20 protein-coding genes are annotated in these 22,987 nt (G+C 64.8%); 12 read left to right on the top strand and 8 right to left on the bottom strand.

The window, feature by feature from the left end; translation table 11 throughout:
• Nucleotides 1-48 precede the first annotated feature (48 nt).
• From ACTEK7_RS10190 to ACTEK7_RS10155, 8 genes are all read left to right on the top strand, one after another.
• Complete coding sequence (locus ACTEK7_RS10190; protein ID WP_225127413.1) at nucleotides 49-1,440, top strand: MFS transporter; 1,392 nt, start codon at nucleotides 49-51, stop codon at nucleotides 1,438-1,440.
• 129 nt (nucleotides 1,441-1,569) lie between these two features.
• Nucleotides 1,570-1,998 carry a globin family protein gene (locus tag ACTEK7_RS10185; protein WP_212368566.1) on the top strand — a complete coding sequence of 143 codons (429 nt, stop codon included), beginning with the start codon at nucleotides 1,570-1,572 and terminating at the stop codon, nucleotides 1,996-1,998.
• 10 nt (nucleotides 1,999-2,008) lie between these two features.
• Nucleotides 2,009-3,226, top strand: coding sequence for an NAD(P)/FAD-dependent oxidoreductase (locus ACTEK7_RS10180; RefSeq protein ID WP_225112658.1), 1,218 nt, complete (start codon nucleotides 2,009-2,011; stop codon nucleotides 3,224-3,226).
• A 1-nt stretch (nucleotide 3,227) separates the two neighbouring features.
• Nucleotides 3,228-5,930 carry a nitrate reductase gene (locus ACTEK7_RS10175; protein ID WP_225146121.1) on the top strand — a complete coding sequence of 901 codons (2,703 nt, stop codon included), beginning with the start codon at nucleotides 3,228-3,230 and terminating at the stop codon, nucleotides 5,928-5,930.
• Between the two features lie 216 nt (nucleotides 5,931-6,146).
• Complete coding sequence (locus ACTEK7_RS10170; protein ID WP_225134242.1) at nucleotides 6,147-7,043, top strand: SMP-30/gluconolactonase/LRE family protein; 897 nt, start codon at nucleotides 6,147-6,149, stop codon at nucleotides 7,041-7,043.
• Nucleotides 7,044-7,243: 200 nt separating this feature from the next.
• Entirely contained in the window at nucleotides 7,244-8,083 is an 840-nt protein-coding gene (locus tag ACTEK7_RS10165; RefSeq protein WP_225143717.1) for an aldo/keto reductase, read from the top strand.
• 187 nt (nucleotides 8,084-8,270) lie between these two features.
• Nucleotides 8,271-9,212 carry a DMT family transporter gene (locus ACTEK7_RS10160; protein WP_057027221.1) on the top strand — a complete coding sequence of 314 codons (942 nt, stop codon included), beginning with the start codon at nucleotides 8,271-8,273 and terminating at the stop codon, nucleotides 9,210-9,212.
• Nucleotides 9,213-9,268: 56 nt separating this feature from the next.
• Nucleotides 9,269-10,348 carry a zinc-binding dehydrogenase gene (locus ACTEK7_RS10155; RefSeq protein WP_036025860.1) on the top strand — a complete coding sequence of 360 codons (1,080 nt, stop codon included), beginning with the start codon at nucleotides 9,269-9,271 and terminating at the stop codon, nucleotides 10,346-10,348.
• Nucleotides 10,349-10,353: 5 nt separating this feature from the next.
• Here the strand turns inward: ACTEK7_RS10155 and ppk2 are convergent, their stop codons facing one another.
• Both ppk2 and ACTEK7_RS10145 read right to left on the bottom strand, forming a co-directional pair.
• On the bottom strand, nucleotides 10,354-11,274 hold the full coding sequence (gene ppk2, locus ACTEK7_RS10150) for a polyphosphate kinase 2 (RefSeq protein WP_036025906.1): 921 nt from the start codon (nucleotides 11,272-11,274) through the stop codon (nucleotides 10,354-10,356).
• 91 nt (nucleotides 11,275-11,365) lie between these two features.
• Complete coding sequence (locus ACTEK7_RS10145; protein ID WP_027571162.1) at nucleotides 11,366-11,827, bottom strand: Lrp/AsnC family transcriptional regulator; 462 nt, start codon at nucleotides 11,825-11,827, stop codon at nucleotides 11,366-11,368.
• Between the two features lie 131 nt (nucleotides 11,828-11,958).
• On the opposite strand from ACTEK7_RS10145, the gene ACTEK7_RS10140 reads away from it, so the two are divergent.
• Both ACTEK7_RS10140 and ACTEK7_RS10135 read left to right on the top strand, forming a co-directional pair.
• Nucleotides 11,959-14,322, top strand: coding sequence for a transketolase (locus tag ACTEK7_RS10140; RefSeq protein ID WP_036025856.1), 2,364 nt, complete (start codon nucleotides 11,959-11,961; stop codon nucleotides 14,320-14,322).
• A gap of 249 nt (nucleotides 14,323-14,571) precedes the next feature.
• A complete protein-coding gene (locus tag ACTEK7_RS10135; protein ID WP_036025855.1) occupies nucleotides 14,572-16,002 on the top strand; it encodes an aldehyde dehydrogenase family protein in 1,431 nt (476 codons plus the stop codon).
• Between the two features lie 320 nt (nucleotides 16,003-16,322).
• On the opposite strand, the gene ACTEK7_RS10130 is transcribed toward ACTEK7_RS10135, so the two are convergent.
• Nucleotides 16,323-17,300 carry an SMP-30/gluconolactonase/LRE family protein gene (locus ACTEK7_RS10130; protein ID WP_036025854.1) on the bottom strand — a complete coding sequence of 326 codons (978 nt, stop codon included), beginning with the start codon at nucleotides 17,298-17,300 and terminating at the stop codon, nucleotides 16,323-16,325.
• Between the two features lie 90 nt (nucleotides 17,301-17,390).
• Here ACTEK7_RS10130 and ACTEK7_RS10125 point away from each other — a divergent pair, with 90 nt between their 5' ends.
• Nucleotides 17,391-18,215, top strand: coding sequence for an NAD-dependent epimerase/dehydratase family protein (locus ACTEK7_RS10125; protein ID WP_036025853.1), 825 nt, complete (start codon nucleotides 17,391-17,393; stop codon nucleotides 18,213-18,215).
• A 7-nt stretch (nucleotides 18,216-18,222) separates the two neighbouring features.
• Here the strand turns inward: ACTEK7_RS10125 and ACTEK7_RS10120 are convergent, their stop codons facing one another.
• The 4 genes from ACTEK7_RS10120 to ACTEK7_RS10105 form a co-directional block, all read right to left on the bottom strand.
• Nucleotides 18,223-18,633: a cupin domain-containing protein gene (locus tag ACTEK7_RS10120; protein WP_036025852.1), complete on the bottom strand. Its 411-nt coding sequence runs from the start codon at nucleotides 18,631-18,633 to the stop codon at nucleotides 18,223-18,225.
• A 44-nt stretch (nucleotides 18,634-18,677) separates the two neighbouring features.
• Nucleotides 18,678-19,130 carry a carboxymuconolactone decarboxylase family protein gene (locus ACTEK7_RS10115; RefSeq protein WP_036025851.1) on the bottom strand — a complete coding sequence of 151 codons (453 nt, stop codon included), beginning with the start codon at nucleotides 19,128-19,130 and terminating at the stop codon, nucleotides 18,678-18,680.
• 162 nt (nucleotides 19,131-19,292) lie between these two features.
• Nucleotides 19,293-19,826 carry a YkgB family protein gene (locus tag ACTEK7_RS10110; protein ID WP_225146120.1) on the bottom strand — a complete coding sequence of 178 codons (534 nt, stop codon included), beginning with the start codon at nucleotides 19,824-19,826 and terminating at the stop codon, nucleotides 19,293-19,295.
• A gap of 30 nt (nucleotides 19,827-19,856) precedes the next feature.
• Nucleotides 19,857-20,669: an SDR family NAD(P)-dependent oxidoreductase gene (locus ACTEK7_RS10105; protein ID WP_036004628.1), complete on the bottom strand. Its 813-nt coding sequence runs from the start codon at nucleotides 20,667-20,669 to the stop codon at nucleotides 19,857-19,859.
• Nucleotides 20,670-20,774: 105 nt separating this feature from the next.
• Here ACTEK7_RS10105 and ACTEK7_RS10100 point away from each other — a divergent pair, with 105 nt between their 5' ends.
• Entirely contained in the window at nucleotides 20,775-21,707 is a 933-nt protein-coding gene (locus ACTEK7_RS10100; RefSeq protein ID WP_109144533.1) for a LysR family transcriptional regulator, read from the top strand.
• 15 nt (nucleotides 21,708-21,722) lie between these two features.
• On the opposite strand, the gene ACTEK7_RS10095 is transcribed toward ACTEK7_RS10100, so the two are convergent.
• Nucleotides 21,723-22,694 (bottom strand): transporter, encoded by a 972-nt coding sequence (locus ACTEK7_RS10095; RefSeq protein ID WP_225146119.1) that lies wholly within the window; start codon nucleotides 22,692-22,694, stop codon nucleotides 21,723-21,725.
• Nucleotides 22,695-22,987: the final 293 nt, after the last annotated feature.

The following is a 22,987-nucleotide window of genomic DNA, read 5'->3' as shown; positions in this document are numbered from 1 at the left end:
GAGGCAGAGCCTGCAACGACGCAGCGGTGAGCCTGGAAGGGATACGCAATGACGAAGAATCCGACCCTGAACTCCAGCTGGATTTCAGACTGGCGCCCCGAGGATGAGGCGTTCTGGAACAATACTGGCAAGTCGATCGCGCGGCGCAACCTGATCTGGTCCATCGTCGCCGAACATATCGGCTTCTCGGTCTGGCTGATCTGGAGCATCGTCACCACCAAGCTGCCGCAGGCCGGCTTCCACTACACCACCGACCAGCTGTTCCAGCTCGTCGCCGTGCCGGGCCTGATCGGCGCCTTCATGCGCTTTCCCTACACTTTCGCGGTGACGACGTTCGGCGGCCGCAACTGGACCATCTTCAGCGCGGCGATCCTGTTCATCCCGACCTTGTCGCTCGCCTATTTCGTCAGCCAGCCCGACACGCCGTTCTGGCTCATGCTGCTGGTCGCCTCGACCGCGGGTCTCGGCGGCGGCAACTTCGCCTCCAGCATGACCAACATCTCCTTCTTCTTTCCCGACCGGATGAAGGGATGGGCGCTCGGCCTCAACGCGGCCGGCGGCAATATCGGTGTCTCCAGCGTGCAGCTCCTGACCCCGATCCTGATGACGCTCGCCGTCTTCAACCTGTATCAGGCGACGCCCGTCGACGGCATCTTCCTGCAGAATGCCGGCCTGATGTGGGTGCTGCCGATCGGCATCGCGGTGTTTGGCGCGGTGTTCTTCATGAACAACCTCACCACGGCGAAATCGTCGGTGAAGAACCAGCTCGCGATCGTCAAGCGCAAGCACACCTGGATCATGGCGTATCTCTATATCGGCACGTTCGGGTCCTTCATCGGCTATTCGGCGGCGTTTCCGCTGCTGCTGAAGACGCAGTTCCCCACCGTGACCATCTCGATCGCCTTCCTCGGCCCGCTGGTCGGCTCGCTGTCGCGTCCGCTCGGCGGCTGGCTCGCGGACCGGGTCGGCGGCTCCATCATCACGTTCTGGAACTTCATTGTGATGGCGGGCGCCACGGTCGGCGCGCTCTACTTCGTGGGGCACAAGGATTTCATCGGCTTCCTGTCGATGTTCCTGATCCTGTTCGTGACGACGGGCATCGGCAACGGCTCGACCTACCGCATGATCCCCTCGATCTTCCGCGAGGAGAACCTGTTCAAGGTGCGCGGCAAGGGCGATGCGGCACGCAGCGCTGCCCTGAAGACCGCGAGCATCGAGAGTGGCGCGGCGGTCGGCTTCATCGGCGCGGTCGGTGCCGTCGGCGGCTATCTGATCCCGAGCGGATTCGGCAAGTCGATCGCCATGACCGGCGGGCCGCAGCTCGCGCTCGTGGTCTATCTCGCCTTCTACGCCTCCTGCCTCGCTCTGACCTGGTGGTTCTACCTGCGTCGCAGCCCGCAGGGCGAAGGCGCGCCAAGCCTCGCCGAGGCGCGTGTGTGAGCACGACAAACTGGCACGAATGTCGCTTCTCCCCGTACGCGGGGAGAAGTCTCTCTGATGACGTTTGATCCATGAACTTTGTCCGCAATGGCGCGGACGAAGGCAGACCGAAACAGACAGGAGAACATCATGACGCCCGAGCAGATTACTCTCATTCAGCAGAGCTTCGCCAAGGTCGCCCCGATTTCGGAAGCCGCCGCGGTGCTGTTCTACGACCGCCTGTTCGAGGTGGCACCGTCCGTGCGCGCGATGTTTCCCGAGGACATGACCGAGCAGCGCAAGAAGCTGATGGGCATGCTCGCCGCCGTGGTCGGCGGCCTGTCGAACCTGGAATCGATTCTTCCCGCGGCCTCCGCGCTCGCCAAGCGTCACGTCGACTATGGCGCCAAGGCCGAGCACTACCCCGTGGTCGGCGCGACCTTGCTGTGGACCCTCGAAAAGGGCCTTGGCGAGGCCTGGACGCCCGAACTCGCCACAGCCTGGACCGACGCCTACGGCGTGCTGTCCGGCTACATGATGTCCGAGGCCTACGGCGCGCAAGCGCAGGCCGCCGAATAGGAGATGCGTTGTGAGTGAACCGCTGGTCATCGTCGGCAACGGTATGGCGGCCGCGCGTCTGGTCGACGAGCTCGCCAAGACCGCGCTCGGCCGCTATGCGGTCGCCGTGATCGGCGAAGAGCCGCGGCTCGCTTACAATCGCGTGCTCCTCTCCTCCGTGCTGGCGGGCGAGACCGGCTCGCACGAGATCGAGCTGCGGCCGGCCGGTTGGTGGCGAGACCGCGGCGTCACGGTGCGCTACGGCTATCGCGTCAGCGAGATCGATGTCGGCCGCCGTGAGCTCAAGATCGCGGGCGAGGAGAGCATGGAATATTCCAAGCTCGTGCTCGCCACGGGATCGACGCCGCTGCGGCTCAACGTGCCAGGCGCCGATCTTGCCGGCGTGCACACGTTTCGCGACACCCGCGACGTCGACCTGCTGTTGACACTGGCCGCGGCCAGGAAGCGCGTCGTCGTGGTCGGCGGCGGCCTGCTCGGGCTGGAAGCGGCCTACGGTCTCGCCAAGGCCGGCGCGCCCGTGACGCTGCTGCATCTGATGGATCGACTGATGGAGCGTCAGCTCGACGCGCCCGCGGCCGACCTGCTCAAGACGCTGGTCGAGCGCAAGGGTATCCGCGTCATGCTCAATGCCGCGACGGCCCGCATCCACGGCGAGGGCCAAGTCCAGGCCGTCGAGCTCGCCGATGGCAGCCGCATCGAGGCCGATGCGGTGATCTTCGCCGCCGGCATCAAGCCGAACGTCGCGCTGGCGAAAGAGGCGGGGATCGCGGTCAACCGCGGCGTCGTCGTCAACGACGTGATGCAGACCTCCGCGTCCGACATCTTTGCGCTCGGCGAATGTGCCGAGCATCGCGGCACCTGCTATGGCTTGGTCGAGCCCGCCTACGAGCAGGCGCGCGTGCTGGCGCGGCATCTGGCCGGCCGGCCCGCCGCCTATCAGGGCAGCGTGGTCTCGACCAATCTGAAGGTCTCCGGCGTCAGCGTGTTCTCCGCCGGCGACTTCATGGGCGGGGAGGGCAGCGAGAGCCTCGTGCTGTCGGATCGCAGGCGCGGTACTTACAAGAAGCTCGTCATCGCCGACGGTCGGCTCACCGGGGCGGTGCTGATCGGCGATACGATCGATGCGCTCTGGTACCTCGAGCTGATCCGCAATCGCGACAAGGTCGCTTCGATCCGCACCGACATGATGTTCGGCCGCGCGCTGGCGCAGCCTTCGAAAGCGGCGTGATATGACGGCGATCGATCCAAATCTCCGCACCACCAAGACCACCTGTCCCTATTGCGGCGTCGGCTGCGGCGTCCTGGCGACGCCCGACGGCAAGGGCGGCGCGGCGATCGCGGGCGACCCCGATCATCCCGCCAATTTCGGCCGGCTGTGCTCAAAGGGCTCCGCGCTCGGCGAGACCGTCGGCCTGGAAGGGCGGCTGCTCTATCCGATGATCCGCTGCAAGGGCGTGCTGGAGCGGGTCGCCTGGAGCGATGCGCTGGACCACGTCGCCCACCGCATGCAGCACATCGTGGCGCGCGATGGCGCCAACGCGGTCGCGTTCTATCTCTCCGGCCAGCTCCTCACCGAAGACTATTACGTTGCCAACAAGCTGATGAAGGGGTTTGTCGGCACCGCCAATGTCGACACCAATTCGCGGCTCTGCATGTCGTCCTCGGTCGCCGGCCATCGCCGCGCCTTCGGCGCCGACACCGTGCCCGGCTGCTATGAGGATCTCGACCAGGCCGATCTGCTCGTCTTCGTCGGCTCGAACGCGGCCTGGTGCCACCCGGTGCTGTTCCAGCGCATGCTGAAGAACAGGCAGGAGCGCGGCGCCCGCATGATCGTGATCGATCCGCGCCGCACCGACACCGCCGGCGATGTCGACCTGTTCCTCGGCCTCAGGCCCGGCACCGACACCGCGCTGTTCTCCGGCCTGTTCGTGCATCTCGCCGACAATGGCGTGCTGGACCGGGATTACATCGCGCAGAACACGTCTGGCTTCGATGATGCGCTGGCGCGCGCGCGCAACATCGCCGGCAGCGTCACTGCGACCGCGCTCGCCACGGGCCTCTCCGAGCAGGAAGTCGCCACCTTCTTCAGGATGTTCCGCGATACCGAAAGGGTCGTCACGCTCTATTCGCAAGGCGTCAACCAGTCGGCGCAGGGCACAGACAAGGTCAACGCCATCCTGAACTGCCATCTCGCCACGGGGCGGATCGGCAAGCCGGGCGCCTCGCCATTCTCGCTGACCGGCCAGCCCAACGCGATGGGCGGCCGCGAGGTCGGCGGCCTCGCCAACATGCTCGCCGCCCATATGGGCTTCACGCCGCCCGACATCGACCGCGTCAGACGGTTCTGGAAGGCGCCGCGCATCGCCACCCATGAGGGGCTGAAAGCGGTGCAGCTGTTCGAGGCGATCAACCGCGGCGAGGTCAAGGCGCTCTGGGTGATGGGCACCAACCCCGCGGTGTCGCTGCCCGATGCCGACATGGTGCGCGATGCCCTGAAGAAGCTCGAGCTGTTCGTGGTGTCCGAGAACGTGCTCTCCAACGACACCGTCGCGGCCGGCTCGCACGTGCTCCTGCCGGCGCTGGCCTGGGGCGAGAAGTCAGGCACGGTGACCAATTCCGAGCGGCGCATCTCGCGCCAGCGCGCGTTCCTGCCGGCGCCGGGCGAAGCGCGTCCCGACTGGTGGATCCTGAGCGAGACCGCAAAGCGCCTCGGCTTCGGCGACAGCTTCAATTACAAATCGGCCGCCGATATCTTCCGCGAGCATGCCGCGCTCTCGGCGTTCGAGAACAATGGCAGCCGCGATTTCGACATCGGCGCGCTGACCTCGCTGTCGGACGATGCCTTCGATGGTTTGAAGCCGGTGCAATGGCCGGTGCGCGAAGGCGGGATGCCCGGCGAGCGCTTCTTCGCGCAAGGCGGCTTCTTCACCAATGACGGCAAAGGCCGCTTCATTGCACCGGAGGTGCCGGCGCTACGCGGCGAGACCGGTCCGTCGCGTCCCCTGAGGCTCAACACCGGGCGCATCCGCGACCAGTGGCACACCATGACGCGTACGGGGCTGAGCCAGCGCCTGGGCGCGCATCTGCCCGAGCCTTTCGTCGAGATCCATCCCGACGACGCCGGCAAATACGGCATCGTCCATGACGGCTATGCCCGCATCAGCACCGATTACGGTCAGTGCATCCTGAAGGCCGTCGTCAGCGAGCGGCAGCAGCGCGGCACGCTGTTCGTACCGATCCACTGGAGCGCGATGAACGCCTCGCACGGCCGCGTCGGGGCGATGGTCGCACCGTTCACCGATCCGTTCTCGGGGCAGCCGGAAGCCAAGGCGACGCCGGCCGCGATCGCGCCTTACGAATTTGTCTTCCGCGGCTTTGCATTGTCGCGCAAGCCGCTCGATCTGCCGCAGAACCTGTTGTGGACGCGCGTGACCGTCAGCGGCGGCTTCGGCTATCTTTTCGCCGACAACGCGGATCTCGCCCGCTGGCCCGCCTGGCTCGAGAGCGTCGCCGGCGAGGACGTTGCCGAATATCGCGATTTCGGCGGCGGGGTTTTTCGCGCAGCTTCGTTCGCAGGCGATCGCATCGAGACCTGCCTGTTCGTCGGCCCCGCGCATGATGCCGGCGACTGGGAGGTGGTGAAGAGTCTGTTCGCGGCCGATCAGGTCAGCGACGAGCAGCGCCGCATGCTGCTGTCGGGCAGGTCAAGCGAAGGCGCGGCCTCGACCGGCCCCATCGTCTGCGCCTGCTTCGGCGTCGGCCGCGGCACCATCTGCGACAGCATCGCCAGCGGCGCGCGCACCGCCGCCGACATCGGCGCCAAGCTCAAGGCCGGCACCAATTGCGGCTCCTGCATCCCCGAGCTGAAACGCCTGATTGCGATGACGGAAGTGCCTGCACAGCAGGCGAAGGTCGCGAGCGCGGCGGGATAGGTCTCGTAGGGTGGGTTAGCGCAGCGTAACCCACCACTCTTCGTCAATGCGGAAGCGAAAGAGGGGGGTTACGCCAAGGGACTGCGCTTCGCGCAGCCCCGGGGCTAACCCACCCTACGCAGCGCCCGCACCATTGCAATGTGGACCACCCCAATCGACGCGCCGGCTAATGTGCCGTATGGTGCCGCGCTCCTTTCAACATCCACAACGACCATGATGTACCTGGAAACGCCGCCGCGCCTGATCGAGACCAGGCTGTTCACCGCCATGCCCGACAAGTTTCGCCGCAAGGGCGTGCGAACCGATTGGGCCGACGCCAACCGGCCGAACATACCGACCGAGAGCTTCATCGAGGGGCCGTCATTCGACAAGGACGGTAATCTCTATATCGTCGACATTCCGTTCGGCCGCATCTTCCGGATTGCGCCCGACGGCGAATGGTCGCTCGTGATCGAATATGAGGGCTGGCCGAACGGGCTGAAGATCGCAGCCGACGGACGCATCCTGGTCGCCGACTACAGGCATGGCATCATGGAGCTCGATGCCGCAGCCGGCCGCGTCAAGCCGGTCCTGACCGGGCGCAATTCGGAATCGTTCCGCGGCTGCAACGATCTGCATCTCGCCTCCAACGGCGATATCTACTTCACCGATCAGGGCCAGACCGGGCTGCATGATCCGAGCGGGCGGGTTTATCGGCTGGCATCGAACGGCCGGCTCGACTGCCTGCTCGACACCGGCATCAGTCCGAACGGCCTGGTGCTCGACCCAACCGAAACCGTGCTGTTCGTTGCGATGACGCGCGACAACGCGGTGTGGCGGCTGCCGTTCATGAAGGACGGCAGCGTGTCCAAGGTCGGCCGCTTCTGCTCGCTGTTCGGCACCAGCGGCCCCGACGGCTTGACCATGGATGCCAAGGGCCGCCTGTTCGTCGGCCACCCCTCGCTCGGCCACGCCTTCGTGTTCGCGCCGAACGGGGAACTGATCGCGCGCATCAAATCGTGCGCGGGACCGAACTGCACCAATGTCGCGATCGGTGGCGAAAACAAGGATCGGCTCTATATCACGGAGTCCGCGACCGGCAGCGTGCTGGTGGCGGATATCGGGGGATTGTAGCGCGGACTCTTCGCCTCTCCCCGCTTGCGGGGAGAGGCCGACGCGCAAAGCGCGGCGGGTGAGGGGGGCCTCCGCGAGTCTCTTTGTTATCGAGTTTGCGGAAGCAGCCCCTCACCCCGACCTTCTCAGCGCGAGCGAAGCTCGTCGCGGCCCCGTAAGAACGGGGAGAGGGAAAAATAACAGCGGAGATCGGAGCGACCATGAACAAGAAACCCTTCGGCAAGATCGGCGCCAGCGTCTCCGTCATCGGGCAGGGCACCTGGTATCTCGACCACGGCGACCGCAAGCGCGCGATCGCGGCGCTGCAGCGCGGGCTCGATCTTGGCATGACCCACATCGACACCGCCGAGATGTACGGCGATGCCGAGCTCGTCATTGCGGATGCGATCGCAGGCCGGCGCGATGAAGTGTTCCTCGTTTCGAAAGTGCTGCCCAGCAACGCCTCGCGCCGCGGCACCATCACCGCCTGCGAGCGCTCGCTGAAGCGGCTGAAGACCGACCGGCTCGACTGTTATCTGTTGCACTGGCGCGGCTCCTATCCGCTGGAGGACACCGTCGCTGCGTTCGAGGAGCTGGTGCAATCAGGCAAGATCAAGTCCTGGGGCGTCTCCAATTTCGATGCCGACGATCTCGATGAGATTCTCGACGTCTCCGGCGAGGGGCGGATCGCCTGCAACCAGGTGCTCTACCACCTGAAAGAACGCGCGATCGAGCATGCGGTGATCCCGTGGTGTGAACGGCATAATGTTGCCGTCGTTGCCTACTCCCCTTTCGGCCACGACGATTTCCCCGCAGGCAGCAGCAAGGGCGGCGCCGTGCTGGCGCGCATCGCGGAGGCGCGACGTGCGACGCCGCGTCAAGTTGCGCTGAGCTTTCTCACCCGTGCGACTACGGTGTTCGCCATTCCGAAGGCCTCGTCTGCGGAACATGCCGGCGAGAATGCGGCGGCAGGCGACCTCGTGCTGACGAAGGACGAGATTGCGGCGCTCGACGCGGTGTTTCCGCGCGGGCCGAAGCCGCGCGGCCTGCCCATGCTGTAGTGCACAACGGGCAAGATTAACGGAGCATTGACGCGCGCGGCGGCTCGCGCATATCGGCATCCTGTTTTCGGAAGTTGTGAATGCGGAGCAGATGTCGTTTTTTACGGCTGTTCTCGATTCGCATTTTGCCCGGGTTCCAGCTGTGACACCGCCGCCCGCCGCAGCCGCAAGGCTCGACAGTATTCCCATGCCCGTTCCGGAGAAGAAGCAGCAGGCTCGCCGCGCGCCTGCGCGCGTCGATCATCCCTTCAAGGGCATTGCGCTGGTGTTGCTCTCGACGATCTTCCTCGGCTGCTCCGACGTCACCGCGAAATATCTGTCGACCAGCCTGCCTTCGATCGAGATCACCTGGATCCGCTTCGTCACGTTCGCGCTGCTATTCACGCCCGTGATGCTGCCGGGCTCGCCACTGCATGCGATGCGCACCGAGCGGCTCGGTCTGCAATTGATGCGCGGCGCCGCACTCCTCGGCTCGTCGCTGTTCTTCATCACCGGCCTTGCATTTCTGCCCATCGCCGAAGCCTCCGCCACCGGCTTCGTCTCGCCGCTATTCGTCACCGCACTGTCGATCATCTTCCTGAGCGAGAAGGTCGGCATGCGGCGCTGGATCGCGACCGCGATCGGCTTGACGGGCGTTCTGATCATCCTGAGGCCCGGCACGAGCGCGTTCCATGCCGCCGCATTCTTCCCGATCATCTCGGCGTTCTGCTGGGCCGCCGCGCTGATCCTGACGCGGATGATGAGCGGTCGCGAAGCGGTGCTCACCACCATGGCCTATTCCGCGCTGACCGGCGTTGCGATCCTCAGCGTCATGGTGCCGTTCGTCTGGGTCACGCCGAGCTGGACCGCGATCGGGCTGGGCATCGTGATCGGCGTCGCCTCGACCGTGGGCCAGTGGATCATCGTGCTGGCCTATCGCTACGGCGATGCCTCGGTGCTGGCGCCGTTCTCCTATACGCAGTTGCTCTGGGTCAGCATTCTGGGCTTCTTCATCTTCGGCGAGGTCCCGGATATCTGGACGGTCGTCGGCGCCGCCTTCATCGTCGCCAGCGGTCTTTATATCGCCCATCGCGAGCGGGTGCGCCGCGCCCAGCTGCTGGTGCTGGAAGAGCGGTCCCCGAACCCCTGACGCAAGTTTGCACGTCCTGCTTCGTGCTATCACTCGCTCCAAAGGGGAGGAGCCGGATGCGCGCCGCGATTTTCAGGAACGGTGAGATTGTCGTTGGCCGGATGGCCGAGCCGACGCCGGGCCCAGGTCAGGTTCTGGTCAAGACGCTCGCCTGCGGCATCTGCGGCTCCGATCTGCACGCGCGCCAGCACGCCCATCGCATGGTGGAGATGGCGCGGAAGACCGGGCGCAAGCCGATGGACCTCAGCCGCGACGTCGTGTTCGGCCACGAGTTCTGCTGCGAGATCGTCGATTACGGCCCCGGCACATCGCGCAAGCTGAAGCCGGGAACCCAGGTCTGCTCGCTTCCCGCGCTGGTGACGCCGCAGGGCATCGAAGGGATCGGCTATTCCAACGACAATGTCGGTGGCTATGCCGAGGCGATGCTGCTGAGCGAAGCGCTGCTGCTCGAAGTGCCCAACGGCCTCGCGCCGGAGCATGCCGCGCTGACCGAGCCGCTCGCCGTCGGCGTTCATGCCGTCGCCAAAGCCAATATCCGTGGCGGCGAGGTGCCGCTCGTGATCGGCTGCGGCCCGGTCGGACTCGCGGTGATCGCCGCGCTGAAGCTCAAACGGCTGCATCCGATCGTCGCGGCCGACTATTCGCCGGCGCGGCGTGCGCTCGCCGCAAAACTCGGTGCCGACATCGTCGTCGATCCCCGCACGTCGCAGCCTTACGCGACCTGGGCCGAGCACGCGCAGATGTCGGAGGCCGAGAAGGCGGCGCGGCCGCCGTTCCAGGCCATGCTGCCCGCGCTAAAGCCCGCGATCATCTTCGAATGCGTCGGCGTGCCCGGCCTGTTGCAACAGGTGTTCGAGGGTGCCCCGCGCGATGCGCGCATCGTCGTGGTCGGCGTCTGCATGGAGAGCGACAGAAGCGAGCCCATGCTCGGCATCATGAAGGAGCTCAACGTCCAATACGTGCTCGGCTACACCCCGGAGGAGTTTGCTGCGTCGCTGCGCCTGATCGCCGAAGGGCAGGTGGACGCGGCCGCGATGGTCACCGCCGAAGTCGGCCTCGACGGCGTCGCCAAGGCCTTTGCCGATCTCGCCAACCCCGAAGCCCACACCAAGATCATCGTGCAGCCGTGGCGGTAGGAGTGTCAGTATTTCGCCGGCACGTACATCTCTGGCGGGACCGGGCCTCGCTGATAGTCGGGATGTCGCACGCGCGGCGGCAGCGTTACCGGAGCCCGCACGACCTCCTGGTACGGGATCTGAGTCAATAGGTGTGCGATGCAGTTGAGCCGGGCGCGCTTCTTGTCCACGGCATCGACGATCCACCACGGGCTATCCGGCAGATGCGTGTGCTCCAGCATCGTCTCCTTGGCCTTGGTGTACGCCTCCCAGCGACTGCGGGACTCGACGTCCATCGGGCTCAGCTTCCACTGCTTCAGGGGATCCTTGATGCGCATGGTGAAGCGGAATTGCTGCTCGTCGTCGGTAATCGAAAACCAGTACTTGACCAGGATGATGCCGGATCGGATCAGCATGCGCTCGAATTCCGGCACGGTCTTGAAGAACTCCTGGTACTCCGCCTCCGAGCAGAAGCCCATCACGCGCTCGACGCCGGCGCGGTTGTACCAGCTTCGGTCGAATAGCACGATCTCGCCGCCGGCCGGCAGGTGCGCGACGTAGCGCTGGAAATACCATTGCGTACGCTCGCGCTCGTTCGGCGCGGGGAGCGCCGCGACGCGGCAGATACGCGGATTGAGCCGTTGCGTGATGCGCTTGATCACGCCGCCCTTGCCGGCGGCGTCGCGGCCCTCGAACAGCACCACGACCTTCTTCCTCTCGCTCTGCACCCAGTCCTGGAGCTTGATCAACTCGCCCTGGAGGCGAAGCAGTTCCCGGAAATAGAGCCTGCGATCGACCATCGGCCTCAGGGTTCCGGTCTCGTCGAGGAGCTCGTCGAGACGGGTATCATCCATCTCCATCTCGAGTTCCTCGTCGAGATCGTCGGCCATTTCCTGGATGATGCGCTCGCGCTTGGAGATCTCGGATTTGCGATCGGCTGCGGTCATGGGCTCTTCTCTCGGCTCGGATACCAGCACAACGACCATCGGCGGGGTTTGTTGCGCCCATGTGACAACATGCAATCCGGCGGACGCTTGGTTACACCGGCAGCGCGATCGAATATTTCACTTGGCTCAGCGCAAAGCTCGATTCGATCGAGGCAATGCCGTCGAGCCGGGTCAGCTTGGTCTTCAGGAACGTCTCGTAGGAGGCGAGGTCGGCGGCGACGACGCGGAGCAGATAATCGCGGTTCCCGGTCATCAGATAGCATTCCAGCACCTCGTCCCATTTCGAGATGGCGCGGGCAAAGCGGTTGAGATCCTCCTCCTTCTGCCGTGCCAGCTTGATCGAGATGAACACGCTGACATGCAGTCCCAGCGCCTTCTGGTCGACGGTCGCGACATAGCGCGAGATGACGCCGCGCTCCTCCAGGAGCTTGACCCGGCGATGGCAGGGAGAGACCGAGAGCCCGACCTTGTCGGCGAGCTCCTGCATGGTCAGGCGGCTGTCGTTCTGAAGGTGGCTGAGGATCTTGCGGTCGATGGCGTCGAGCTCGGGCATTGGGATGAAACCTGCATTTTGTCCGCTACGTTGGTAAAGTATCCCAATATCGGCGGGGATGGCGCGAAAAATTGAGAAGTTTGACGCACCGCGCAGGCGTATGATCGGTGCATATTTCCCGGAGCATCGCCATGCCCGTTGACCCCGCCCGTCTTGACATCCTGACCGCCCTCAGCCGCAAGGCGCTGTGGCTGTCGTCCTGGACCATCCACCACGCCAATCACATCCGCTCCAATGCGGATGGCCTCAAGGTCGGCGGCCACCAGGCCTCGTCCGCCTCGCTCGCCACCATCATGTCGGCGCTGTACTTCCACGTGCTGAGGCCGGAAGATCGCGTCGCGGTGAAGCCGCATGCGAGCCCGGTGTTCCACGCCATCCAGTATTTGTTTGGCCGGCAGAGCCGCGAGAAGCTGGAGAACTTTCGCGGCTTCAAGGGCGCGCAGTCCTATCCCTCGCGCACCAAGGACGTCGACGACGTCGACTTCTCCACCGGCTCGGTCGGCCTCGGCGTCGCGCAGACGCTGTTCTCTTCGCTGGTGCAGGATTACGTCAAGGCGCATGGCTGGATGAAGGATCGCCGCGAGGGGCGGATGATCGCGCTCGTCGGCGACGCCGAGATGGACGAAGGCAACATCTTCGAGGCGCTCGCGGAGGGCTGGAAGCACGGCCTGCGCAACACCTGGTGGGTGGTCGACTATAACAGGCAGTCGCTCGATGCCGTTGTGCGCGAAGGTCTTTGGGAAAAGTTCGAGACCATGTTCCGCAATTTCGGCTGGGACGTCGTCATCGTGAAATACGGCCGCCTGATGCGCGAGGCCTTCGCCGAGCCCGGCGGCGAGGCGCTGAAGACGTGGATCGACAATTGCCCGAATGCGCTCTACGCGGCGCTGTGCTTCCAGGGCGGCGCGGCCTTCCGAAAACACCTCCATGACGAGATCGGCGACCAGGGCCCGATTACAAAGCTGATCGACAAGCGCAGCGACGAGGAGCTGCTGGCGCTGATGTCGAACCTTGGCGGCCTCGACATGGCGAGCGTGCTGGAGGCGTTCGATTCCATCGACCACGACCGCCCCGTCTGCTTCATCGCCTACACGATCAAGGGCGTCGGCTTGCCTTTCCAGGGCCACAAGGACAATCACGCCGGCCTGATGACGGTCGCGCAGATGGAGAAATATCGCGACAGCCAGAACATCCGGCCGGGCCACGAATGGGACAAGTTCGAAGGGCTGCCGCAGGATGCGGCCGAGCTCGAGGCCTTCCTCGCGCGGGTGCCGTTCAATCAGGATGGCCGCCGGCTCACGGCGCCCGTCGTCGAGGTGCCGCAACAGCTCGCCTTCAAGCCGTCGCCGCAGATGTCGACCCAGCAGGGCTTTGGCCTCGTGCTGAACGAGATCGCGCGCAGCGACAGCGAGCTCGCCAGGCGCATCGTCACGACCTCGCCGGACGTCACCGTCTCCACCAATCTCGGCCCCTGGGTCAACCGCCGCGGCCTGTTCGCGCGGGCCGAGAAGGCGGACTTGTTCCGCAGCGAGAAAATTCCCTCGACCTACAATTGGGACGCTTCGCCAAAGGGCCAGCATCTGGAGCTCGGCATCGCCGAGATGAACCTGTTCATCATGCTCTCGGCGCTCGGCCTGTCGCACCAGATCAACGGCGAGCGGCTCTTGCCGGTCGGCACGCTCTACGATCCTTTCATCGAGCGCGGCCTCGATGCGCTGAACTACGCCTGCTACCAGGACGCGCGCTTCATGGTGGCGGCGACGCCGTCCGGCATCACGCTCGCGCCCGAAGGCGGCGCGCATCAGTCGATCGCAACGCCCTTGATCGGCATGGCGCAGGACGGCCTGGCCTCGTTCGAGCCGGCCTTCGTCGACGAGCTCGCCGTGATCATGGCTTTCGGCTTCGAGCACATGCAGCGCGAACCGGGCGAGGGCGGTTCGGTCTATTTGCGCCTCTCCACACGCGCCATCGAGCAGGCGCAGCGGATCATGACACCGGAGCTGCGACAGGGCATCACCGACGGCGCCTATTGGCTGCGCAAGCCGGGCCCGAATGCCGAGGTCGTGATCGCCTATACCGGCGCGGTCGCGCCCGAAGCGATCGAGGCGACCGGCTTCATCGGCGAGAGCCGCCGTGACGTCGGCCTGCTCGCGATCACTTCGGCCGACCGTCTGCATTCGGGGTGGACCGCCGCGCGGAAATTGCGGCGCGACCGCCGCGGCGTGCAGCATCTCAGCCACATCGAAAAGCTGCTCGCGCCGCTGCCGCGCGACTGCGGCATCGTGACCGTGATTGACGGCCATCCGTCTGCGCTCGGCTGGCTCGGCAGCGTCCGTGGCCATCGCGCCGAGGCGCTCGGTGTCGAGCAGTTCGGCCAGACCGGCAGCATCGCGGACCTTTATCGGCACTATGGCATCGACGCCAACGCCATCATCGATGCGGCCGAAAGCCTCACCACCGGCGCGCCGGTGCTGCATCGGAAGATGGCGGTGTAGCGGAGGTAACTGCCTCGTCATTCCGGGGCGACGCGAAGCATCGAACCCAGAATCTGGAGATTCCGGGTTCGCGCTAATGCGCGCCCCGGAATGACGCCGTCGTCCACCTTGCCTCGTTCCCGCCATCGGCTCATATAACCTCCGCTCGCCGCAACGCTGGCCCCGCATATGGCGGGTTCAATTGCCGGCGCTTTCGTGCAAGGATGCCTGCCGAAACGCCCCCTCCAAGCCCCCAAGAAGAGGTTAACGATGGTCAATCGCATGCAATTCTACATCGACGGCGCCTGGGTCGACCCCGCCGTCAAGAAGTCCACCGCCGTGATCAATCCGGCGACGGAAGAGGCGATGTACGAGGTTGCGCTCGGCTCCAAGGCCGACGTCGACAAGGCGGTTGCCGCCGCCAAGCGCGCTTTCGCGACCTTCTCCCAGACCAGCCGCGAGGAGCGCGTCGCGCTGCTCAGCAAGGTCATCGAGGTCTATAAGGGCCGCCTCAAGGAGATCGGCGCCGCCGTCTCCGACGAGATGGGCGCACCGCTGCCGATGGCGGAGAAGCTGCAGGCCGGCGCCGGCCTCGGCCATCTCATGACCACGCTCGACGTGCTCAAGAACTATCATTTCGAGGAGCCGGTCGGCACCGCCATGGTGCTGCGCGAGCCGATCGGCGTGGTCGGCATGATCACGCCCTGGAACTGGCCGCTGAACCAGATCGCCTGCAAAGTCGCGCCCGCGCTCGCCGCCGGCTGCACCATGATCCTGAAGCCCAGCGAGTTCACGCCGACCTCGGCGCTGATCTTCGCGGAAATCCTCCATGAAGCCGGCGTGCCCAAGGGCGTGTTCAACCTCGTCAACGGCCTCGGCCCCGAGGTCGGCGCCGCCATGAGCGAGCACCCCGACATCGACATGATCTCCTTCACCGGCTCGACCCGCGCCGGCATCGACGTCGCGAAGCGCGCCGCGCCCACGGTGAAGCGCGTCAGCCAGGAACTCGGCGGCAAGTCGCCGAACGTCATCCTCGAAGGCGCCGACCTCACGAAGGCGGTGACCGGCGGCGTGATGCACATGTTCAACAATTCCGGCCAGTCCTGCAACGCGCCCTCGCGCATGATCGTGCCGCTGTCGAAGATGAAGGAAGTCGCCGCGATCGCGAAGGCCGTCGCCGACAAGACCAAGGCGGGCGATCCCCGCGCCGAAGGCACCACCATCGGCCCGGTCGTCAATCGCGGCCAGTGGGACAAGATCCAGGGCCTGATCAAGAAGGGCATCGACGAGGGCGCAACGCTCGTCGCCGGCGGTCCTGGCCTGCCCGAAGGCGTCAACAAGGGCTTCTATGTCCGTCCGACCATCTTCGCCGACGTCACGCCTGACATGACGATCGCGCGCGAAGAGATCTTCGGGCCGGTGCTGACCATCATCGGCGCCAAGGACGAGGCCGACGCGGTCAAGATCGCCAACGATACGCCGTATGGCCTCGCCGGCTACGTCACGGGTGCGACGGTCGAGGACGCCAAGCGCGTCGGCCGCCAGATCCGCGCCGGCAACGTCAACCTGCAGGGCGTGCCCAACGACCGCACCGCGCCGTTCGGCGGCTACAAGCAGTCCGGTAACGGCCGCGAGTGGGGCAAGTTCGGCCTCGAGGACTTCCTCGAAGTGAAGGCGGTCGCCGGCTTCAACGCGGCGTAAGTTCTTCCGTCTGAACAAACGAAGCGCCGGAGCGGGCAACCCCTCCGGCGTTTTTTAGCGCTGTCCTGTCATTCCGGGGCGTCGCGAAGCGACGAGCCCGGAATCCATTCCTCCACAAACTCCGTCGCACAATGGATTCCGGGTTCGCGCCGAACAGGCGCGCCCCGGAATGCGCCAGAGAGTTTCGCATTCCGAGGAAAGATCTCGTAGGGTGGGCAAAGGCGCGCTCTTTGCGCGACGTGCCCACCATCGCGCGACGAACGAGAGATGGTGAGCACGCTTCGCTTTGCCCACCCTACGAGACCGTGCTCGCGGCGCGTCTATCCCCCCACAGCACCTTGCGTGTTCACGTAAAGCGCGTAGATCGACTGGCTCGCGGCCATGAACAGGCGGTTGCGCTTGACGCCGCCGAAGCAGACGTTGGCGCAGCGCTCGGGCAGGGCGATGCGGCCGATCAGGACGCCGTCGGGCGCAAACACCACGACGCCGTCGAGCTCGGGATCGCCCATGCCCCAGCCGCACCAGAGATTGCCGTCGATGTCGCAGCGCATGCCGTCGGGCGTGCCCGGCCCGGCATCGATATGGATACGCTTGTTCGAGATCGTGGTGCCCTCGGGCGAGACGTCATAGGCGAGGATCTTTCGGTTCGGAACGCCCCGCGATTCCACGACATAGAGGATCTTCTCGTCCGGCGAGAAGCACAGCCCGTTCGGCCCGAGCACACCCTCGGCGACGATCGTCGCCTTGCCGGTCGCGGGATCGAGTCGATAGACGTTCGGATCGATCTCGGGCTCGGCCTTGTAGCCCTCGTAATTGCCGAGCAGGCCGAAGGTCGGGTCGGTGAACCAGATCGAGCCGTCCGATTTAACGACGACATCGTTCGGCGAGTTCAACCGCTTGCCGTTGAATTGATCGATCAGCACGGTGATGCTGCCGTCATACTCGGTGCGCACCACGCGCCGGCCGCCGTGCTCGCAGGTGATCAGCCGGCCCTGCCGGTCTCGCGTGTTGCCGTTGGCAAAATTCGAGGGCTTGCGGAACACGCTGACCGCACCGGTCTCTTCCTCCCACTTGAGGATGCGCTGGTTCGGGATGTCGCTGCACAGCAGATAACGTCCGTCGCCGAACCACACCGGCCCCTCGGCCCAGCGCAGGCCGGTCGCCAGCCGCTCCACCGCCGACAGTTTCAGCCAGTATTTTTCGAAGCGGGGATCGAGCGCTTTGATCGCGGGATCGGGATAATAGGTCGCCGGCCGCCAACCAGGCCGTTCCTCCGTGTGGGACGATGCCTCATTCATGCCGGTTCTCTCGTTTCGTTCCCTCTGGACAATCCTGCTATCATTAGAGACACGTGATCGCAAATTCGGTCACCAACGGCGAGGGACGACATGCCGCGTATTTTGATGACGGGAGCTTCGGGCGGAATCGGCACGAGCCTGCGGAAGCTGTTGCCGCCGATCTACCCGGATCTCCTACTGTCCGATATCAAGCCACCGGCTGATCTCGGCCCCGATGAAAAATTTAAGGCCGCGGACCTTGCCGATCTCGCGCAATGCGAGGCGATCTGTGAGGGCGTCGACGGCATCCTGCATTTCGGCGGCTATTCGGTCGAAGGCACCTGGGATCAGATCCTCCAGGCCAACATCATCGGCGGCTACAATCTGTTCGAGGCCGCCTACCGCAAGGGCGTCAAGCGCGTGGTGTTCGCCTCGTCGAACCACGCCGTCGGCTTCTATCCGCGCCATCACAAGATCGGCACCGACGTCACCCCGCGCCCCGACGGCCGCTATGGCGTCAGCAAGGTGTTCGGCGAGGCCGTCGGCGCGCTCTACGCCGACAAGCACGGGATGAAGGTGACTTGCCTTCGCATCGGCAATTTCGGCGACATGCCGCTCGACAAGCGCCGGCTCTCGATCTGGCTCAAGCCGGACGATCTCGTGCAGCTCTGCCGCATCGGGCTCGAGCATCCCGACATCCATTTCGAGATCTTCTACGGCGCCTCCTTCAACGAGCGCGCCTGGTGGGACAACCACCGCGCCTACGAATTCGGCTATCGCCCCACCGGCCGCGCCGAAGAGTTCCGCGACCACGCCATGGCCGAGCAGGCCAAGCTGAAGCCGGATCCGGTCGGCGATTATTTCCAGGGCGGCACGTTCTGCAGCATGGAGTTCGACGCTGATCCGGATCGTGTGATCGACTGGAATAAGCGGTAGAGATCGTTCACCGGCCGAGCGTCAACAGCGGCTTGCCGGTCTCGACAATGTAGGTCGCAAGCTCCGCGGCGTTGCCGCTGCCGACATTCTTCACGGCGTGATGCACTCCGTGAGGAATGAGCAGCACGTCCCCGGCTTTCAGGATGACGGGCGGCCTGCCGTCGAGCCGATATTCCAGCTCGCCTTCGATCAGATAGACGAGCTCTTCGCCCGGGTGACTGTGCCTGACGGCAACGACGCCCGGAGGAAAGTCGACGCGAACCTGGATGACCTCGCGCCCGGGCGCACTCAGCGCTTCCTTCATGAGATGTGTGCGCTTGATGTCGCCCAGTCGTGGCTCTTCGGATCGTGCCGAGAGTGAAGCCAGGCTGATTGCGGCGATCAGCGCCGCCGCAACCACGGTTCCACGTTTCGTCATGTGAATGTCCTTTCGGATTGTGCAGGATGTTGTCGGTGAGCGCATCAGCCGGCGGCAGCCGCCGGCATTGCGCGAAAGCTGATGGCCATGCGGTTGTAGGCGTTCATCAGGCTGATCGCGATCGTGAGGTCCACGAGCTCACGTTCTTCGAACACAGCGCGTGCGGCCTGGTATGCCTCGTCGGGCACGCCGGTCTCGGCAACCCGTGTCACCGTCTCCGCCCAGGCAAGGGCGGCTCGTTCGCGTTCGTCGAACAGATTGCCGGCCTCGCGCCATGCCTGCAGCAGCGCGATCTTCTCGACCTTTTCTCCCTTGTTGAGCAGGTCGCGGGTGTGCATGTCCAGGCAGTAGGCGCAATTGTTGATCTGAGAGATCCGCAGATAAACCAGCTCGATCAGCGTGGCGGAAAGCCGGCTCTGCAGGACGTAGCCGTAGACGCCGCCGAGCGCCTTGATCCCTGCCGGGGCGATCTGGTTATAGTCGAGACGCTTACTCATGTTTCTCTCCTTGACGATGATTCTGCTGGACGGCGGTGGTCAGATCCTTCTCGCTGCTGTCACGACGAACATTGTGAGCAGCGTGAGCCCCGCCGAGGTTGAATCGTATTTTCAGGGCGGGACTCTTTTTCGATTTCGGTTATTGCGCTGTGGTGTGAGCTCTCACCTGCGGATGACAGCCTTCAGCGAGTCCGTGAACACCCAGAAGGAAGCGGCGAGCAGGCCGACGTCCTTCAGCAGGAACTGACCCGGAGCGACCGTGATCGCGGGGACCCCGAGCTCCGGCACGACGACGCCGGGCGTCGAGATCATGAAGCTCAGCGTGGTGACGAACAGCCCGGCCGACAACAGGCCGCCGGCCGCGGAGTAGATCGGGCTGGACAGGCGGAGCGCGATCAGGAGCCCGATGCTGAGTTCGACGAAGCCGAGAAAGGTCGAGAAGCCGCGCACCGAGAACAGCGTGTAGAACCATCGCAGCAGCGGACTGTTCTCGACCAGGGGCACCAGTCCCTGTGCTTCGTAGTCGGTGAATTTCATCCCGCCGAACCAGGCGTAGATGATTGCGAGCGAGGCGTAGAGACCGATCCGGCTGATCGGTTCGGCGTAAGCGAGCAGGCGTTCAGAACGTTCGCGCCAACTGATCGTGCGGCGCAGGGCGATGGATAAGGTGGACGATTGGCTGATGATGCGTGACATGGTGATCTCCGTTTGATGCCGGTTGTTCGCTCACGCATTCACGTGCGTGTGCAGGTTGTAGCGAGGGGCGGGAATAGTGCTCGAGAGCTTGTTCGTCATGGCAAGCCGCGCGCTCTCGTGGCGATCCCACTCCGACTTGTCGGCCAGCGCCGGGATCGTCACGACTTCGCCGAGGTCGAGACCGGCGAGGGCGGCGTCGACCAGGTCGTCGGCCGACATGACGATCTCTGCCGGAAGCTGGTGAACCGGCGTGCCCGCGATGTCCCAAAACTCCGTCGCAGTGGCGCCCGGCAGCACGGCCTGAATGCGGATGCCCTTCCCGGCGAGCTCGTGAACGAGTGACTGGGTGAATGCGAGCACGAAAGCTTTCGAGCCGCCGTAGACGCCGTTGAGCAGCTCCGGCGCGATCGCGACGATGGAAGCGATGTTGATGATCGTGCCGTGGCCGCGGGCGATGAATCCGGGCACCGCTGCGTAGGTCAGGCGCGTCAGTGCACCGACGTTGAGACGGATCATGTCTTCCATCTTGTCGATGTCGGAATCGATCAGCGGGGCCGAGGCGCCGACGCCGGCGTTGTTGACCAGCACCGAAATGTCGCCGTTGGTTCTGATGAGTTGCTCGACGCGGCGGAGGTCGGCAGGGGATGTGAGATCGGCTTCCACCGTTTCCACCTTGCGGCCAGTTTCGTTGCCGAGCCTGCGCGCGAGCGATGCGAGCCGCTGCCTGTTGCGCGCAACGAGGATGAGGTCGTGGCCGCGCTTCGCCAGGCGATCGGCGTAGATCGCGCCGATTCCGGTCGAAGCTCCGGTGATGAGGGCAGTGCCTGTTCTGGTCTGGGTCATTTTCGTCTCTCCTTCGGATTGGGTGCGGAGAGGAATAGGCACTTCCGGAAATGGTGGGTATCTGGCAAAATCGGGATCTTTCCTTCCAGAATATGGAAGTGTCCCATGGATCGTCTCGAAAGCATGTCGGTGGTCCTGGCGGTGGCGGAGGCGGGCAGCCTGTCTGCCGCCGCGCGCCGTCAAAAAATGCCGTTGGCAACGGTGAGCCGGAAGGTTTCGGAGCTCGAGGAGCACCTCCAGACCAAGCTGTTTCATCGCTCGAGCCGCGCGCTCGTCCCAACGGACGCCGGTCGCTCCTACATCGCCGCGGCCAAGCGAATTCTCGCCGACCTCACCGAAGCCGAGCGCGTTGCCTCCGGCGAATACACCACGCCGCGTGGCGATCTCAGCATCACGACGCTGGTCGCGCTCGGTCGGCTATGCTTGCAGCCGATCCTTGCCGAGTTTCTTGCGGCATTTCCGGAGGTGGATGTTCAGCTCATCTTGCAGGACCGGACGCTTAACCTTCTGGACGAGAACATTGACGTCGCGCTTCGCGTCGGCGATCTCGCCGACAGCGGCCTGATCGCCGTGCGCGTGGGGGAAATTCACCGCGTCGCCTGCGCCAGCCCGTCCTATCTGAAGCTGCGGGGAACGCCGAAGGCTCCCGATGATGTCTCCGCCCACGACTGCATCAGCTATCCTCCGCTTCAATCGCCGGGCACGTGGAGATTCAAACGAGGGCAGACCGAGTATGCAGTGCCGGTGCGGTCGCGCTTCATTGCAAGCAATCTGGAATCGGCCATCGATGCCGCGCGCGCAGGCATCGGGATCACCGTCGTGTTCTCCTATCTGGCGTCGGATGCGCTGAGGTCTGGAGAGCTCGTTGCGGTCCTGCAGGACTTTCAACCGCCGCCGCAGCCGGTCAGCTTCGTCTACTCGCCCAACCGCTTCATGCCGGCGAAGCTGCGAGCGTTTCTCGACTTCGCAGGGCCGCGCCTGAGGGCGCGCTTGGCCGACAGTCCCGGCAACGTTGCGCCGCGGAGGCCGCGGGCGTAACTGCGGGCCCGCACATCAGAAATGCAGGTTGAGCCGCAACAGCGCCTGGTGCCGCTCGAGCTGATCGAGGTTGAGGCTGCGAACGTCGCCGATCGCCTGGCCGGCAACCTGCATCTGCCAGGTGCCGGAGATGCCGACCTCCTTCGAGATGTTGTAGGAGAAGGTTGGGCCAGCAAAGACTGCGTCTCCCAAAAAGCGGTCGAGGCCGCCGCCGTCATAGGCCCGCGCGTAGCGTACGCCGAGGCCGAGCACGAGGTCGGGATGCACTGCGTACGAGATCGCGGCCTGGAGCTGCATCTCGGAATCGTGTCGCCAAAGATTGGTTAGGGTCTCGCGGGTTCCGCCGGTCCCGTACCAGACGTTGAAGGCGGCGAACAGCCTGTCCTTGACCAGCTCGCGATCGAACAGGGCGGCAAATTCTGCGCCATATTGCGCGATGTGCATGCCGCTGCCGTCGTCGATCCGGCTCCAGCCGGGCTGCGCATGGAGAGTCAGCCCAAAGGGCGCGACGGCACGATCGAGCAGCTTGTAGCGCAGTTCGAGCGCCACCCCGCCGAAAGCGAGGTCGCGATGATCGGCAAGTCCCGGAACGCCATTGATGTGATGTCCGGTCAGTGCAAATCCTGGCGCGATCCGGAAGTTGTCCGAGACCGTGTATTTGACCTGATTGAGATTGGCCCAGGCTGCGTAAGTGCCGGAGCGCTTGCCGAATGCGCCGACATTCTCGAACTCGATCTCCATTTCGCCGGGCTTGCCGATGTCGGAGCCCATGCTGAAACCGAAGATGTGCTCGGTGTCGATTTCCGAATGAGCCGACGGCAAACCTCCCGTCAGCTTGCTGACGCCGGGGGCCGGTTCTGAGCCGGGCCAGGCATAGGCGAGGCCGCGTGGACCGTCGTCGGCAGAGGCGGAGACGCAACTCGCCAGATGACCGGCGACGACAATTGCGGCCGTTATTGCGCCCCGCAAGCTCAACTTTCTCAGCACGACATCCACCAACCCGCGCGAACCAAGGACACTGATCGACGCAAGGAGCTTGGTTCACGCGAAGCCCCTGCGATTGCAAGTCATTCGCAAGAACAATTCCACAGAATGGCCGGCCGTGCAACTACTTGCTAATCATTCTTAGTTGCGTTCAATGGAATTCACTTCGGCTGGGCGGCGGGTCGGGTCCGATCCACGCTGGAGAGGCTGGAAACGGGAGATTCCCTGCGCGTTCGGCGCCGTCCCGTGCGGCAATGCCGCGCGGTGCTCAGGAGTGCCAGAAACCAAGCGTCAGG

The sequence above is a fragment of the Bradyrhizobium sp. JHI2711 genome, assembly GCF_056156565.1.
The sequence above is the reverse complement of the archived record's forward strand: the minus strand, read 5'-3'. Positions and strand labels throughout refer to the sequence as shown.

Bases quoted from the DNA above. Each gene is read 5' to 3' on its own strand.
- ACTEK7_RS10125 (WP_036025853.1), top strand. From the start codon at position 17,391: ATGCCGCGTATTTTGATGACGGGAGCTTCGGGCGGAATCGGCACGAGC.
- ACTEK7_RS10100 (WP_109144533.1), top strand. From the start codon at position 20,775: ATGGATCGTCTCGAAAGCATGTCGGTGGTCCTGGCGGTGGCGGAGGCG.
- ACTEK7_RS10175 (WP_225146121.1), top strand. From the start codon at position 3,228: ATGACGGCGATCGATCCAAATCTCCGCACCACCAAGACCACCTGTCCC.
- ACTEK7_RS10165 (WP_225143717.1), top strand. From the start codon at position 7,244: ATGAACAAGAAACCCTTCGGCAAGATCGGCGCCAGCGTCTCCGTCATC.
- ACTEK7_RS10140 (WP_036025856.1), top strand. From the start codon at position 11,959: ATGCCCGTTGACCCCGCCCGTCTTGACATCCTGACCGCCCTCAGCCGC.
- ACTEK7_RS10120 (WP_036025852.1), bottom strand. From the start codon at position 18,633: ATGACGAAACGTGGAACCGTGGTTGCGGCGGCGCTGATCGCCGCAATC.
- ACTEK7_RS10130 (WP_036025854.1), bottom strand. From the start codon at position 17,300: ATGAATGAGGCATCGTCCCACACGGAGGAACGGCCTGGTTGGCGGCCG.
- ppk2 (WP_036025906.1), bottom strand. From the start codon at position 11,274: ATGACCGCAGCCGATCGCAAATCCGAGATCTCCAAGCGCGAGCGCATC.
- ACTEK7_RS10160 (WP_057027221.1), top strand. From the start codon at position 8,271: ATGCCCGTTCCGGAGAAGAAGCAGCAGGCTCGCCGCGCGCCTGCGCGC.
- ACTEK7_RS10155 (WP_036025860.1), top strand. From the start codon at position 9,269: ATGCGCGCCGCGATTTTCAGGAACGGTGAGATTGTCGTTGGCCGGATG.
- ACTEK7_RS10110 (WP_225146120.1), bottom strand. From the start codon at position 19,826: ATGTCACGCATCATCAGCCAATCGTCCACCTTATCCATCGCCCTGCGC.
- ACTEK7_RS10145 (WP_027571162.1), bottom strand. From the start codon at position 11,827: ATGCCCGAGCTCGACGCCATCGACCGCAAGATCCTCAGCCACCTTCAG.
- ACTEK7_RS10115 (WP_036025851.1), bottom strand. From the start codon at position 19,130: ATGAGTAAGCGTCTCGACTATAACCAGATCGCCCCGGCAGGGATCAAG.
- ACTEK7_RS10190 (WP_225127413.1), top strand. From the start codon at position 49: ATGACGAAGAATCCGACCCTGAACTCCAGCTGGATTTCAGACTGGCGC.
- ACTEK7_RS10105 (WP_036004628.1), bottom strand. From the start codon at position 20,669: ATGACCCAGACCAGAACAGGCACTGCCCTCATCACCGGAGCTTCGACC.
- ACTEK7_RS10135 (WP_036025855.1), top strand. From the start codon at position 14,572: ATGGTCAATCGCATGCAATTCTACATCGACGGCGCCTGGGTCGACCCC.
- ACTEK7_RS10185 (WP_212368566.1), top strand. From the start codon at position 1,570: ATGACGCCCGAGCAGATTACTCTCATTCAGCAGAGCTTCGCCAAGGTC.
- ACTEK7_RS10170 (WP_225134242.1), top strand. From the start codon at position 6,147: ATGTACCTGGAAACGCCGCCGCGCCTGATCGAGACCAGGCTGTTCACC.